This is a genomic window from Phyllobacterium sp. 01N428 (genome assembly GCF_056399405.1).
Genome location: NZ_JBFTRH010000001.1, coordinates 13,817 through 27,805, shown reverse-complemented (window position 1 = coordinate 27,805; position 13,989 = coordinate 13,817). Strand labels below are relative to the sequence as shown.

Here is a 13,989-nt window from a genome sequence, read left to right as displayed (position 1 = left end):
GCGAATATGGAGCCAGACTGCTTGCTGATCGCCTGGCCCCACATGTCGTCATATTAGTTTGGCACGCCCTTCTTGGGGTCGGCCGGGAAGGCCGCATTGGCCTGTTCGCCGCGCAGGAGCTTCAGCGCCTGGATCAGCTGCAGGTCGTCCTTCGGATCCGGCGGCACATAGGCGATGGAGCCCGAACCTTCGGCATCTTCTTGCACGCCCTTGATATGGCCCTTGAGATCGGATTCACCGCGGGTGATATCCTGGCCCTTGAGCTCGTCGGGCAGCGGCTGCTCGACGGCGATATCGGGAACGATTCCCTTGCCCTGGATCGACTTGCCGGCCGGCGTGTAATACAGCGCCGTCGTCAAGCGTAGCGCGCCATTTTCCCCGAGCGGGATGATGGTCTGGACCGAACCCTTGCCGAACGAGCGGGTGCCGAGCACGGTCCCGCGACGGTGATCCTGCAACGCACCGGCGACGATCTCGGACGCGCTTGCCGAACCGCCGTTGATGAGAACGATCAGCGGCTTGCCGTTGGTGAGATCGCCCGGGCGGGCATCAAACCGGGTGATATCCTGCGGATCGCGGCCACGGGTCGAGACCACCTCGCCCTTGTCGAGGAAGGCATCGGAGACCGCGACAGCCTGATCGAGCAGGCCGCCTGGGTTGAGGCGTAGGTCGAGGACGAAACCCTTCAGCTTGTCGTTCGGAACCTTGCTCTGGATGTCCTTGATCGCCTTCTGCAAGTCATCAAAGGTCTGCTCGGTGAACGAGATGACGCGGACATAGCCGACATCGTTCTCAACACGGTACTTGACCGCCTTCACCTTGACCACGTCGCGGACGATCGTGAGCTTGATCGGCTTGTCGGCGCCCTGGCGGATGAGGGTCAGTTCGATAGGCGTATTCACTTCGCCGCGCATCTTGTCGACCGCGTCGGTTAGCGTCAGGCCGCGAACATCAGTACCGTCAATCTGCGAGATATAATCGCCGGCAAGAACGCCAGCCTTGGCGGCCGGGGTGTCCTCGATGGGGGCGATAACCTTGACGAGTTCGTTCTCCATGGTGACCTCGATGCCGAGGCCGCCGAATTCGCCCTTGGTCTGAACGCGCATATCCTGCGCCTGCTCGGCATTCATGTAGGATGAATGCGGATCAAGCGAGGTCAGCATGCCGTTGATGGCGCTTTCGACGAGCTTCTTGTCATCCGGCGGAGTGACATATTGGGCGCGGACACGCTCGAAGATATCACCAAAAATTGAAAGCTGTTTGTAGGTGTCGGTGCCCGCAGCTTCTGCAGCGGTTGTGGGCAGAGCACCCTGCACAACGACCATCGCTGTTGCGCCCATCAGTGCGCCAGCCATGAGAAGCGTTAGCCTACGTATCATTTGCGGTCCTTCCAGCAAGCCGATCCGCCCACCAGGGGGCGGGATTAATAGGTTTTGTATCCTTTCGGAACTCAATGTAAAGCATTGGAGCTCCATTTCCCATCGGAACGGGTGCCGTACTGGCAACTAGTTGCTCGTTCATCACACCGACCGGTTCTCCCGCCAGAACAAACTGATTTTGGGAGACATTGATTTTCTTCATGCCCGCCAAGACGACATGATATCCATTCCCGGCATCAAGTATCAAGAGCTGACCATAGGAACGAAATGCGCCGGCATAAAGGACGACAGCGTCCATCGGCGCCGTTATGGTCGCCCCCGGGAGGGTCTCGAGCGTGTCACCTTGCAGGACGCCGCCAAGGCCATCGTCATCGCCAAAATGCTTAACAAGTTTCCCCGCTGCTGGCAGAGCCAGATGGCTTTTTAAAGACGCAAAGTTGACCTGGGCCGAAAGGCGGTTCTGGTTGGCGGCAAAATCGTCGGCGCGCTGTTGGCTTGCCTGGAGCTTCTGCTGTTCCTGGGCGCTGGCGGCGCTGGCGGCTTTCTGGACCTCCTGCATGTCCTTTTCAAGCGAGGCAATGAGATCGCGCAGCGATGTCGCGCGCTTCGCCAGCTCCTCCGACCTTGCCTGTTCGGCCATGCGTGTTTCTTCGGACGTCGTCTGCAACTTCTGCTTTTCCGCCAGCAGAAGGTCGAGCCGCTTCTTTTCCTCGGCCTGGCTTGAAAGAGCAGCTGTCAGGCGCGTCTGCTCTTCCGCAATCGAGTTTTTCACCCGGTCGAGTTCTTTCAGGTCGGCGATAAGGACTTCGGTCTGCTGGCGCATTTCCGGGACAACAGCGCCAAGCAGGACGGCGCTTCGAACCGAGGCGAGGGCATCATCGGGACGAACGAGCAGGGCGGGCGGGGGGCTGAGACCCATGCGCTGGAGTGCTGCAAGCACTTCCGCCAGCGCGCCACGCCGCTGTCTCAATGAGGTGCGCACGGTGTCTTCCTGACCCCGCAGATCGGCCAGCTTGTTGGTGAAGCCCGCTATGTCCTGTGTCAGCTTCTTCTCGGTTTGCGCTGACTGGATCAACGCCGCGGTGATTGTCGTCTGGTCCTTCTTCAGCCCGGCAATTTCATTGTCGAGGGCCGTGACGCGTTCCGAGGAAAGCGAGATCTGGCTGGTGAGATCCTCAAGCTCCTTGAGCGACTGAAGCCGCCGCGCGTCGAGCGACTCGGCGGCCGGCGGCGTCGGAGCTGGCGGGGTCTCCTGGCCGCGGGCAGGCGCGGTGCAGCAGAGCGCGAAGGCAAAAAGGGCCGAACACGTCAGGCCAAGCCTGCGTGTGTGGAATAGTGCCTTTGATGCCTCAAAAATCATTCTCGGACCGGAACATGCGTATGGTTTGTTCCCGACTCTAGGGAGACTTCGATTAATGAAGTATTAACCATAAACCAGCCGCGTCGAAAGCTGCGCATTTTGTAGCAAAAAAGGCATGGCGGAATTGCGGCAATGGATCGGCGTCGGCGGGACCGGCATAGGAGAAGTCACGTAACCGCTTCTCATCGCAAGGGAAACACTCTATGTGAATGCCACCGACGCGGTTCGCTGAACGTGCTCGCCGGTCCACAATGGCTCGCGTGATGACTGATCTGACAATAATCATTCCTGTGCACAATGAAGCCGGAAACATCGGCGCGCTGATCAAGGAGATCGACGCGGCGCTGGCGAGCGGGCCGGATTATGAGATCATCGTCATTGATGATGGATCCTCTGACGATTCGGCTGAAGAGGCGCTGGCGGCGGGGAACCGCGCCTATGTGCTGCGCCACGAAAGGCGCACCGGGAAGTCGCGGGCGCTCGTTACGGGATTTCGCGCAGCCTCAGGTCGGTGGGTCGCAACCCTCGACGGTGACGGCCAGAACGACCCGAAGGATCTAGCCCGGCTCTGGCCGCGCATTTCCAACGCGGAGCCGGCTCTCTTTGCCGGCATTCGCAAACGGCGCAACGATGGCATTGTGAAACTCCTCACCTCGAAATTTGCCAATTTCGTGCGCCGGCGCTTGCTGAAGGACGACTGCAAGGACACCGCCTGCGGGTTCAAGGTCCTGCCCCGGGACCTTGCGCAGGGTCTGCCATATTTCGACAATATGCATCGTTTCCTGCCGGCGCTGACACGCCGCGCGGGGCTGCCGGTCATCGAGGTCGATGTTGAGGATCGGCCGCGACGCTCGGGTGTTTCCAAGTACGGCTTCTTCGACCGGGCTGCGGTCGCCTTCCTCGATACGGTCGGCGTGTTTTGGCTTATCCGCCGCTATTCGGAACCTGGGTCGGTGGCGCGACTGAATAACGCTGGAAATTGAAGGTTCGGAGCTGACCGCTGAAGTTCCTGACCGGCGCGGTGACCCGCACGGCAGGCCCGAGGAGCAGGGCATCGGCTGGAAGGTCTGCGGAATGCGGTGCGGATTCATCCCCATGCCAGACCAGGACGACATCTTTCGCCGACCCTTGTTCCGGCGGCCAATGCAACTGCACGGCAACATTGGCGGCATCATCTTGCCGGTTTGAGATAATGCGCGCTGGTGTAGGATCCTGCGCGCGGATGGAAAGGGCTACCGCATCAAACGGAAAGGTAAAGCGGGGCGTTTCGAACAAGGCGATATATGCGACGGCGACTGGCGCAAGGATGTAGACGAAACCGGCAATCGCAAGAAGGTTGCGGGCTCCCAGAACCTGCGGCAGGCAGAGCGCAAGCAGGATGGCGGTCGGCGCCAGGATCGGAGCCATGTATCGCTCGGCCACCGAATGATAATCACCGGCAAGCACAAGCGTGGCGAAGGCGGCGAGACCGATCAGCACCGTGCGCAGGAGCAGGATGCGCACCTCCGCATCGCCATCGGGTGCGGGACGCGGATGATCACGGGTTCTGCCGATGATGAAGATGATAAGGGCTGGCCCCGCCCACAGCGCCGTGGACATGCCGAGGCTCAGCAATCCGTCGATCCCGAGGTGTGGCACATCGAATACCAACAGGTAATCGATCGAACTTGCGAGCTTTTCCATCCGCCCGGCCGTTGCCGCCAGCGGAGCGCGCAACGAGGCAATGACGACGGGCGCGAAACTAACGACAAAAATGGCCACTGACAGCCAGATTTGGCGCCGGAACAGCTGGCGGCGAATACCGGGGGTCAGAGCGGCCGCGATCAGAAAACTGACAAGGAAGATAAAGAAATTATACTTCGCAAGGGCGCCTGCCGCGGCCCAAAAGCCGAACCAGGCAAAACCGACCGCCCCGCGCCCCGCCCTTATCATGGCAAAGGCATGGACGATGCCGATGGCAGCAACCATGACGAGAATCGTATGAGCCGTGGTCTGGATCGACATCCAGACGATCTGAGGCAGGAAGGCCGAGGCGGTGATTGCCAGAATACCGGCGCGATCTCCCGCGAGTCGGCGAGCGGTGTCGAAGCAGAGCCAATGGTAGAGACCAAGGAGGGATAGCCTGACAAGCGCAACCGAAAAGACCCAGTTCCACTGCGTGATTTCCAAAGCCAGACGAACGAGCCAGTTATAGAGAGGCGGATGAGAATTGCCGTAATTCCAGGCGAGATAGACTTCGCCGACGAATTGAGCCTCGTCGATTTCCATGAAGCGGGAGAGGGAGAGGCGCAAAAGAATGAGGGCGGTAATGTAGACGACGATCGCGGCGGGAACGCGCTTGGCGAGCTTGGACCATTTGATCGGTGCGCCATCGAGCCAGGCAAGATCGAATTTTCGCCGGAACAATCGCGCTTCACGTGTCATGCAGCCGTGAGTACTACAGGAATTGCGGTTCCCGCAAGTTTTCGGACGAGATTTTCGACCCTCTCACGCCAAAAGAAAACCGCCGGCTTGTGGCCGGCGGCTTGGTGCTACTCAGGCGAAACTTAGGCGCGCCTGATGATGCTTGCGATGAGCGAGATCAAAAGCAGTGCCAGGAACACGTAGAAAATTATCTGGGCTATACCGGCGGAAGCGCCGGCAATACCACCAAATCCCAACGCACCGGCGACAAGCGCAATGATCAGAAATATTACAGCATAGTAAAGCATTTAGCGTTCTCCCTATCTCGTCGGGGGTGTAACGGATTGAACGAGATTTGGTTCCCTGCTGCGGAGCGTTGTTGTTATGCTTTGGCTTTGCTGCTTTCCTTGAAGAAGAGAGCTTGCGTGATCAGCGCCTTGACCATGTCGGGGTTGAACGGCTTGGTAACAAGGAACGTCGGCTCGGGACGCTCTCCGGTCAACAAACGTTCGGGGAATGCGGTGATGAAGATGACTGGAACCGCATCCTGGCTCAGAATGTTGTTGACGGCATCGATGCCCGAACTTCCATCGGCCAGCTGAATATCGGCCAGAATCATGCTCGGCTTGGTTGAAGCGTAGAGCGAAACGGCTTCGTCTTTGGTTCGGGCAATGCCAACCACGCGGTGGCCGAGGCTATCAACCATATGCTCGATATCCATGGCGATCAGCGGTTCGTCTTCAATGATGAGAATGTCGGTAGCAATCTGCTTGGAGATGCCGACGGATGCCTCATCGAGGAGTTCGTAGAGTTCGCCTTCATCGACATCGAGAATTTCCATGGTCTCGGCCTTGCTGAAGCCTTCGAGACTGATGAGCAGGAAAGCCTGCCGCGCCTTTGGGGCAATCGACGTCAGATTGGCGGCCGCATGTTTTTCCCATCCATATTCCGACTGCAGTTCCAGCGGGCGGATATTGACCGAATTAAAATGTTTGACCAGCAGCTTATAAAGGCTGACACGGTCCGACCCGGCATTCGGGAACAAGGAAACGTCGGCAATGAGAATTTCAAGGGTCGCTGCGACGTAGGCATCGCCCGATGACTGCGAGCCGGTGATGGCGCGCGCAAATCGGCGAAGGTAAGGCAAGTGTGGGGCTATCCGGGTGGATAATGACATAGTGAGTTCCCTGTTCTCCGGTGAATATGATGAGCCGGCCTGATATAAGCGACGAACAGAAACACATTCGCAAAAAAAAAGTTCCCGACAACGGAACTTTTCCTCTCGTGAAGAATTATCACTGCTAATGTGCTTAACTTATTGGATGAATCCGAATTCGCTCTGCGCCAACAGCAAAGATCCTACGAATGAACGCAAGAAAATCCTCAATTGACGCGCCTGAAAAAGCGCGGGTCCGTCGCCGCGATATCAGGAATGCCGAGACTGAGATTGGATTGAAGCTACGTGCGCTTTATGCATCCGTACAGGAGGAAGAGATTCCGGCTCGTTTTCTGGACTTGCTCGAGAAGCTTGACGAGGCTGAACGTAACCACGCGCAAACCCCTGAATAGCAGGCTGGTGAATGGTCCACGAATCGACTGATTTTAAGAGAGACTTGATTGCGTCGCTGCCAAAGCTGCGCGCATTTGCCGTATCGCTCATCGGCAACCCCGACAGGGCCGATGACCTTGTGCAAGATACGATCATGAAAGCATGGGCCAAGCAGGACTCCTTTGAGCCCGGCACGAATATCAAGGCCTGGCTGTTTACGATCCTGCGCAACGAATTCTACAGCCAGATGCGCAAGCGTGGCCGTGAGGTGCAGGATTCCGATGGAACGTTCACCGAGCAGCTGTCCGTTCATCCGGCGCAGTACGGATCGCTGGACCTCCAGGATTTTCGCAAGGCCCTCGACAAACTTCCCGACGATCAGCGTGAAGCTATCATTCTCGTGGGCGCCTCCGGATTCTCCTACGAGGAGGCAGCAGATATTTGCGGCTGCGCCGTCGGGACGATCAAGAGCCGGGTTAGCCGTGCACGGACGCGATTGCAGGAACTTCTCGAAGTTCAGGGCGAGGTCGATTATGGCCCGGATTCAATCGCGACGCAGGTCACATCAAACAAATTCGCCTGAGGCGCCGTTTCGGCGCGAGGCGGAATTGCGCTGGGAGTTGGCCAGCGCCTTGGCGACTGCCTGGAGGATCTGCGCTTTTCCATAGGGCTTGGCGACAACGGGAATATCCGGAAAACCCGGAACACCGTTGGCCTGGCTGTCATAGGCGGTGGTGAAAACGATGGGCAGGCCGCGTCGCTGCATTTCTGCAGCCGAATCAAGCGACGAGACACCTCGCGCCTGAACCTCAAGAATAGCCAGATCATAGTCGGTCTCGTTGGCAATCTGAGCCTGCAATTCACCAACAGTTGCAATAAGTTGTACCGACTGCGCCCCAGATTCCTCTGCTATGCGTTCAAGATCCAACCCTATCAGATATTCATCTTCCAGGACCAGAATCCGCATGCCGGTCATTTCCATTTCTTTGCTCCTTATCGGGGAGCCGTTATGAGCGGAGTGAGGACAAGTGTCATTTAACTAAGACATGCCGATTGCAAAGATCGCGCGAGCAATTTACCGGCATCGTGGTAGCGTAAATCCGAACGGGGATACGGGCATGAACACAGCCGCATCGACAGCACGGCAATACCCGTGCGACAAATGCCCTTTGCAGGGTTTTGCGCACCTGCAGCCGCATCAAAAGGACGAGATAGATTTTTTATCAACCTTCAAGACCGGCGAACTTGTGGCCGATACCGGCACCACCGTGCTGGTCGAGGGGGCCAACAGCGCGCATCTTTTCACGGTCCTGTCCGGATGGGGCTTTCGCTACAAGATGCTCGAGGACGGCCGCCGGCAGATTCTCAACTATGTTCTTCCCGGTGATCTGATCGGCTTGCAGGGATCGCTAATGCGGGAGATGTCTCATTCGATCGAGGCACTGTCCCCGATGATCCTGTGTGTTTTCCAGCGCGACAAGCTTCCAACCCTGTTCGGCAACTTTCCGAGCCTTGCTTACGACATTACATGGATAGCATCGCGCGAGGAGCAGATGCTGGATGAGATATTGCTGAGCGTAGGTAGGCGTACTGCGCTCGAGCGGGCGGCCTATCTCTTCGCCTTCCTTTTTCAACGCGCCAAGAGCGTCGGATTGGTGAAAGGCGATACGCTGGTCATGCCTCTCCGGCAACAGCATGTCGCCGATACGTTAGGGCTTTCCATCGTTCATACCAACAAAACCTTGAAAAAACTGGCAGGTCGCGGTGCCCTGCGCTGGCTTGACCGCGGCTGTGAAGTGCTCGACGAGACAGCACTGCTCCAGATCTCGAAATGGTCAGGGCTGTCATCGATCCCGAGACCATTCATTTAATAAGTTTGCAGATGCAGTTTATGCCGCAACTGCTAAAGCGTTGCGGCGCCGGCTTCCGGCTGCTCCGCATTCAAGTGGTCGAGAGCCAGTTCAATATCTCGAAGGTTGCGTGTCACACCGTCATCCGGGTCCATGCCGCCCTCAGTGGCCGCTCTTTGCAATCCCCTTGCTTCGCTCAAGAGTTCCTTGAGCCTTGCAATTTTCTGCTCCCTACTCAATCCCGCATCGGTGAGAATATCGTTCGCTTCGAGCATGGGTCTCTCCATTTTATGCCCAACAAAAGCATTGAACACTCAACCAAAACGGGGAGGCCGATTATTTGTTCCCGTCTGGAACCATGCTTAAAGGGTGGCGTTGATGGACCATGATGTAGTAACGATTGATGTGGGGAGCGGGGTGTGGAGTGCCTCATAGAGATATGAAATCACCGCCAATATCAGAAAACCTTTTTCAGGCAATGTCCGAGCCTGGCCGGCTCGATGTCCTTTCGAGCCTGACGCCGTTGGCAATCGAGAACGACACGGATTTTGATAACATCGCTGCACTTGCGCTCACCACGTCAGGCGCGAAGGCTGCTCAAATCTCGCTTGTCGATGAACGGCAGAGCAAGGTTCTTGCGCATAAGGGAACGCTTGGACGGGCCAACATGTGGACCTTTGAAGCCGCGGCTTTGACGATTCCTGAAGCCAGTTGTCTTGTCATTCTCAATGCAGCAGAGGATGTCCGTTTTTCCGAACTTCATTGCGTTACCCATGCGCCGCACCTCAGATTCATTGCGGTGGCGCCCATCTGCGTCTCGGATGAATGTATTGGCGCGGTCAGCGTCATGTCGGACGAAACACGAAGGGACTTTACCGCCGCGCAGCAGGAGCAACTGGCAAGCCTCGCCAAGGTGGCGGGGTCACTGATCGAGCTTAAGCGAGACTCGCGGCAGGGAGATGAGCGCGTCGCTACGCTGCATCGGGATGACGATCGCAATGCCATGGCGCTTGAAGTCGGAAATGTCGGAAGCTGGGTCTGGGATCTGCGAAACGGCCGGTTCACAGGCAATCGCATGGCCTATGAAATGCTCGGACTCGATTCGGATCACACAGTCAGCGGCGAAGATGTGTTTCGGGCTATGCATCCCGACGATTTCCCTGCCATGAAGTCAGCCTTCACGCGGGCACTGGCGCAGAACCAGGACTATGTCGGCGAGTTTCGCGTCGCTTCGTCGGGCCAGTGGCTGCTTGGCCGCGGCCGCATTTTCGAGCGAGACTCGTCCGGCAAGCCGGTCGTCGCTGTCGGCGTCAACATCGATATCACCAAAAACAAGACGGCGTCGGAGAAGACGCGCTTTCTCCTGCGTGAACTCAATCACCGGGTCAAGAACACGCTCGCCATGCTGCAATCGCTGGCAAGGCAGACGCTAAGCCGCACGTCCGATCCGGCAGAATTCATGGAAGCCTTCTCAGGCCGTCTGCGCGCAATCTCTGAGGCTCACACATTGTTGTCGGATCGGGAGTGGAGCGGCATCAGTCTGGTCGATCTGATCACGAAACAGGTGGAGCCTTACGCGATCTTCGATATTGGCCAGATTGAACTGGTGGGCGAAGATATCATGCTGCCTCCGGATCATGCCCTCGGGCTCGGGATCGCCTTGCATGAGCTTGCCACCAACGCCGTAAAACATGGCGCACTGTCGGTTGCAAGCGGTCATGTGCGTATCGTCTGGCAACTGGAAGTCGGGCTGCACGAGTCGCGCATCGTCATCCGCTGGACGGAATCCAATGGCCCGCGCGTAACGGCGCCGAATACCCGAGGGTTGGGTTTGAAATTGATCGAACGCAGTCTGGACAAGGTGCTGTCGAGCAGTGTGCGGCTAAGCTACCCGGAGACCGGCATAGAGGCAATTGTCTCCATGCCGATCGGGGATCAGTCAGATCCCGCCGCCAGCTGATGGGTCGTTGCGGGGGCGACGCTTTTTCTTCTTGCCTGCGAGAGACAGGCCACCAAAGGCCACAAGCGGGACCGTGAGCATCAGCAATGCTCTCGACCGAAGCAGCGCTGGCGCCACGGCCAGGGCCGCGATCGTCAACACGGTCGACGTATCGACCTTCGCCCGTTCTTCCTGGCGGCGTCGTGCCGAGGAAGAGGCGATTTTCATTGCAATATACGCAATGATCGCGAGGCCAAAGGCTGAACCCGCGATGATCAGGGCCGCATATAACGGGCCGTAATGTTCTGCCAGGCTGATCTGCGCCGCCACCAACAGGAAAACGGCGCCAATCGTCACCAGAACCGCGATGATTGCGGCGAAGATGGCGCTTTGTTTGGCTCGGCTGACGACCAAGCCGACCTCTCCAGCCGCCAAGCTGGTTAAAAGTGGGGCCAGCAGCTTCAGCATGTCAGCGGCGAGCGATAAGCGCGAGAAGGAAACCCACGCCGGCTGCGACTGCGAGGGTGGTCAAGGGTTTTTCCCGCACCGTCTCGACGATCTGGTCTTCCAGTTCACGCGCCTGCAGCCGCAAGTCTTCGAAGGTCTCTTCGCCGCGCAATTTCGCGGATTCAAATGAACTTGCCGCGCTTCTCCGGGCATCCTGGGCTCTATTCTTGCCGATCTTGCCGAGTGTCGCCGTGATGTTCGCAATGTCTTCCCGCAGCGCAGCTACCTGTGCCTGCAGATCGGGATTGGATTCGGTCGCATCGTCAACCGCCTTGCGAACCTTCGAGGAAACAGAGGCCATGGGAAAACTCCTTTTAGAAAATGGCTGCATATGCTGCGGGAAACGCCGCGTGGCGACATTTGTTCCATGCTTGGGAGCGCATCGCAAGCTGGCAAGCCGAAGATGGATAACAAGACGCCGGCCAGACGGCCGGCGCTAAATGAGGAATTATTTAAGAAAGATAGCCGAGCAACCAAAGTATGAGGATGATCGGAAGTGGCAATCCTATAAGCCAAAGTAATGCACCACGCATCATGTCTGAAATCTCCTTGCTAAACGTTAGATCCTGCCCATCAAGAGCAATATGAGAACGACGACCAGGACAATGCCGAGCAGACCCGAAGGCCCGTAACCCCAGCTTCTCGCATGCGGCCAACTCGGAAAGACGCCGATCAATGCGAGAATGAGAATAATGATTAACAGTGTCCCTAGTGACATTCCGCGTCTCCCTGTAAGTGGCAAATCTTTCAGTGCAAAACACGCGAAATGAAATTTGGTTCCTGTCGAGGTTGCAGGGAGTGGAGCGAGGTGTTGAATATGCAACCAATTTGAGCCGGCTTCGTTTCTAGTCCGGGTTGTAACGGGAGCGTACTATTCATGAACCTCAGATTGGGGGATTCTCATGCCGTCTGAGGATAGCGGGGCAAAGGTCTCGCGCGCGGTCGAGCGGATCAGTTTACGTCCGGTTCCAGCGCCCGAAGCAGCCGATCCCCAACAGCAGTTTCCGCCGGTTGTCGTCGCAATCGCCATTGTCGCTGCGCTTTATTTCGCCCGCGATGTCTTCGTGCCGCTGGCAATGGCGCTACTCCTGACCTTCGCCCTGTCGCCGATGGTCACGAAGCTGCATCGTTCCGGCATTCCCAAGGCCTTTGCGGTCATCAGCGTCGTCGCTATGGCGTTCCTCGCCATATTCATCTTTGTCAGCATCGTCGTCAGTCAGCTGACGGTGCTCGCGCAGAACCTGCCAAGCTATCAGTACAATATTGAAGCCAAGATCCGCACGGTGAAGGAAGCGCAGTCCGGCAACAGTATTTTCGACCGCGGGGCCAGGATGCTGAAGCGGTTCAACGACGAAATCGGCCGCTCGGACGAGGTCGAGCGTTTTGCCGTAGAGCCGGAGAAGAAGCCCGAGCCGCAGCACGAGCGGCCGCAAAATGTCGAGAACAACCAGCCGGCCGGCGGATCCCCGCTGCAGGGCAATGATCCGAACAAGCCGGTTCCCGTGGAGATCAAGTATCCGCCACCCGACCCGCTGAGCCTGCTCCAGACTTTCGCAGGCCCGCTCATCCAGCCTCTTGCTACGGTTGGCATCATCATCGTTGTCGTCATCTTCATGTTGATGCGCCGCGAGGATCTGCGCGATCGCTTCATCAAGCTCGTCGGTGCGAGCGATATCCACCGAACGACGACTGCGCTCCACGACGCCGGAAAGCGTGTTGGCCAATACCTTTTGATGCAGCTGATCATCAATATCAGTTTCGGCGTTCCGATTGGCATCGGGCTCTGGGTTATCGGCATCCCAAATCCGATGCTGTGGGGCATGCTGGCCATCGTCTTGCGCTTCGTTCCCTATATCGGTCCGATCATGGCCGCCGCCTTTCCGCTCATTCTGTCGCTGGCGGTCGATCCCGGCTGGATGCTGCTGTTCTGGACCGGCGCGCTGTTCATCGTCCTTGAACTTGTCAGCAGCAATGTCATGGAGCCGTTGCTCTATGGATCAAGAACGGGTCTGTCGCCTGTTGCTATCCTGATGGCCGCGATCGTCTGGACCTGGATATGGGGGCCAATCGGACTGATCCTTTCAACGCCGCTCACTGTCTGCCTCGTCGTTCTCGGCAGACATGTTCCGAAGTTCGAATTTCTCGACGTTCTTCTCGGCAACGAGCCTGTTCTTTCACCGCCGCAACAGCTTTACCAAAGGCTTCTTTCCGGCGATCCGGACGAAGCAACGGAAAGGGCGGAGGAGTTTCTGCAGTCTTCCACGATCGAGGAATACTATGCTTCGGTCGCGATCCCGGCGCTGTTCCTCGCCGAGAACGACCGGGCGAGAGGCGTCCTTGATTCGACCCGCCGCAGCCGCGTAGCTCAGGGAACCGTTCTTCTCGTTGAAAATCTCTCGGAACATCACGACGACGAGGAGGAAGAGGAAGAAAACGGCAAGCCGGAAGAGACTGAAAAGAATGCTGATCGGCCGGGCGCTAAGCCAAAGGCAGCCAAAGCCAAGGCCAAGGAGCCGCCGCCCGAAGAAGAGGCGCGCGTCGCCATTTCCGCAGGCGGTCGCGGCGAATTCGACGATGCGGCAGCCGTCATCCTTGGCGATATCCTGGAACGGCGTGGCTTCGAGGTGCGCGATATTTCCCACGACGAACTGGAATCCGGCAGCATCGGTAAGCTCGACCTTACGGGCGTCAGTGTCATTCATATCAGCTATCTCAATGTCTCGTCGGTGGCCCATGCGCGGTATCTGGTCCGCCGCATCCGGCGCAGGAACGGGCGCGTCAAGATCGTCATCAGCTTCTGGTCGGAAGATCCCGAGAATGTCGATGGTGAGAAGATCGTCGGGTCGACGCGCAACTGCCATTTTGCGTCGTCCGTGGAGGATGCGCTGGACCTGATCAGTGCGTGAAAGGTCACGTCTTGTCAGGAGACGTCACCGGGAGATTTCAGGCTTGGAACCAAGACAAGGCTGACACGTTTCGAGGTTGCTGGCCAACCCCAGCCA

16 protein-coding genes are annotated in these 13,989 nt (G+C 57.7%); 6 read left to right on the top strand and 10 right to left on the bottom strand.

Translation table 11 applies throughout. From position 1 onward, the window contains the following. Positions 1 to 53: 53 nt before the first annotated feature. Both AC1DNI_RS00155 and AC1DNI_RS00150 read right to left on the bottom strand, forming a co-directional pair. Positions 54 to 1,379 carry a S41 family peptidase gene (locus AC1DNI_RS00155; protein ID WP_027231087.1) on the bottom strand — a complete coding sequence of 442 codons (1,326 nt, stop codon included), beginning with the start codon at positions 1,377 to 1,379 and terminating at the stop codon, positions 54 to 56. Next, complete coding sequence (locus AC1DNI_RS00150; protein WP_477690397.1) at positions 1,369 to 2,739, bottom strand: murein hydrolase activator EnvC family protein; 1,371 nt, start codon at positions 2,737 to 2,739, stop codon at positions 1,369 to 1,371. Before AC1DNI_RS00150 ends, AC1DNI_RS00155 begins: the two co-directional genes overlap by 11 nt. A gap of 263 nt (positions 2,740 to 3,002) precedes the next feature. Here AC1DNI_RS00150 and AC1DNI_RS00145 point away from each other — a divergent pair, with 263 nt between their 5' ends. Next, a complete protein-coding gene (locus AC1DNI_RS00145) occupies positions 3,003 to 3,722 on the top strand; it encodes a glycosyltransferase family 2 protein (RefSeq protein WP_477690396.1) in 720 nt (239 codons plus the stop codon). On the opposite strand, the gene AC1DNI_RS00140 is transcribed toward AC1DNI_RS00145, so the two are convergent. From AC1DNI_RS00140 to AC1DNI_RS00130, 3 genes are all read right to left on the bottom strand, one after another. Further along, complete coding sequence (locus AC1DNI_RS00140; RefSeq protein WP_477690395.1) at positions 3,664 to 5,145, bottom strand: glycosyltransferase family 39 protein; 1,482 nt, start codon at positions 5,143 to 5,145, stop codon at positions 3,664 to 3,666. The genes AC1DNI_RS00145 and AC1DNI_RS00140 overlap by 59 nt on opposite strands. A 140-nt stretch (positions 5,146 to 5,285) precedes the next feature. Further along, the gene (locus tag AC1DNI_RS00135; RefSeq protein WP_027231091.1) at positions 5,286 to 5,450 is read right to left on the bottom strand and encodes a DUF1328 domain-containing protein; all 165 of its coding nucleotides are present in this window, start codon (positions 5,448 to 5,450) and stop codon (positions 5,286 to 5,288) included. A 74-nt stretch (positions 5,451 to 5,524) separates the two neighbouring features. After that, positions 5,525 to 6,319, bottom strand: coding sequence for a response regulator (locus tag AC1DNI_RS00130; protein WP_477690394.1), 795 nt, complete (start codon positions 6,317 to 6,319; stop codon positions 5,525 to 5,527). A gap of 188 nt (positions 6,320 to 6,507) precedes the next feature. Between AC1DNI_RS00130 and AC1DNI_RS00125 the strand changes: the two genes are divergently transcribed. Both AC1DNI_RS00125 and AC1DNI_RS00120 read left to right on the top strand, forming a co-directional pair. Beyond that, the gene (locus tag AC1DNI_RS00125) at positions 6,508 to 6,711 is read left to right on the top strand and encodes a NepR family anti-sigma factor (protein WP_036813618.1); all 204 of its coding nucleotides are present in this window, start codon (positions 6,508 to 6,510) and stop codon (positions 6,709 to 6,711) included. Positions 6,712 to 6,722: 11 nt separating this feature from the next. Then, the gene (locus AC1DNI_RS00120) at positions 6,723 to 7,274 is read left to right on the top strand and encodes an RNA polymerase sigma factor (RefSeq protein WP_027231094.1); all 552 of its coding nucleotides are present in this window, start codon (positions 6,723 to 6,725) and stop codon (positions 7,272 to 7,274) included. On the opposite strand, the gene AC1DNI_RS00115 is transcribed toward AC1DNI_RS00120, so the two are convergent. Then, on the bottom strand, positions 7,257 to 7,673 hold the full coding sequence (locus tag AC1DNI_RS00115; protein WP_477690393.1) for a response regulator: 417 nt from the start codon (positions 7,671 to 7,673) through the stop codon (positions 7,257 to 7,259). The genes AC1DNI_RS00120 and AC1DNI_RS00115 overlap by 18 nt on opposite strands. Before the next feature lie 136 nt (positions 7,674 to 7,809). Between AC1DNI_RS00115 and AC1DNI_RS00110 the strand changes: the two genes are divergently transcribed. Next, on the top strand, positions 7,810 to 8,562 hold the full coding sequence (locus AC1DNI_RS00110) for a Crp/Fnr family transcriptional regulator (protein WP_477691441.1): 753 nt from the start codon (positions 7,810 to 7,812) through the stop codon (positions 8,560 to 8,562). 32 nt (positions 8,563 to 8,594) lie between these two features. On the opposite strand, the gene AC1DNI_RS00105 is transcribed toward AC1DNI_RS00110, so the two are convergent. Beyond that, positions 8,595 to 8,816 carry a hypothetical protein gene (locus tag AC1DNI_RS00105; protein WP_477690392.1) on the bottom strand — a complete coding sequence of 74 codons (222 nt, stop codon included), beginning with the start codon at positions 8,814 to 8,816 and terminating at the stop codon, positions 8,595 to 8,597. Positions 8,817 to 8,980: 164 nt separating this feature from the next. Here AC1DNI_RS00105 and AC1DNI_RS00100 point away from each other — a divergent pair, with 164 nt between their 5' ends. Next, the gene (locus AC1DNI_RS00100) at positions 8,981 to 10,501 is read left to right on the top strand and encodes an HWE histidine kinase domain-containing protein (RefSeq protein ID WP_477690391.1); all 1,521 of its coding nucleotides are present in this window, start codon (positions 8,981 to 8,983) and stop codon (positions 10,499 to 10,501) included. Here AC1DNI_RS00100 and AC1DNI_RS00095 read toward each other — a convergent pair. The 3 genes from AC1DNI_RS00095 to AC1DNI_RS00085 form a co-directional block, all read right to left on the bottom strand. Beyond that, entirely contained in the window at positions 10,481 to 10,948 is a 468-nt protein-coding gene (locus AC1DNI_RS00095) for a hypothetical protein (RefSeq protein WP_027231099.1), read from the bottom strand. The two genes, AC1DNI_RS00100 and AC1DNI_RS00095, sit on opposite strands and share 21 nt — an antisense overlap. A gap of 1 nt (position 10,949) precedes the next feature. Further along, on the bottom strand, positions 10,950 to 11,288 hold the full coding sequence (locus tag AC1DNI_RS00090) for an ElaB/YgaM/YqjD family protein (protein ID WP_091920951.1): 339 nt from the start codon (positions 11,286 to 11,288) through the stop codon (positions 10,950 to 10,952). Between the two features lie 258 nt (positions 11,289 to 11,546). After that, complete coding sequence (locus AC1DNI_RS00085; RefSeq protein ID WP_036813626.1) at positions 11,547 to 11,705, bottom strand: DUF3309 family protein; 159 nt, start codon at positions 11,703 to 11,705, stop codon at positions 11,547 to 11,549. A gap of 184 nt (positions 11,706 to 11,889) precedes the next feature. Between AC1DNI_RS00085 and AC1DNI_RS00080 the strand changes: the two genes are divergently transcribed. Beyond that, on the top strand, positions 11,890 to 13,893 hold the full coding sequence (locus AC1DNI_RS00080; protein WP_477690390.1) for an AI-2E family transporter: 2,004 nt from the start codon (positions 11,890 to 11,892) through the stop codon (positions 13,891 to 13,893). The last annotated feature ends 96 nt before the right edge of the window (positions 13,894 to 13,989 follow it).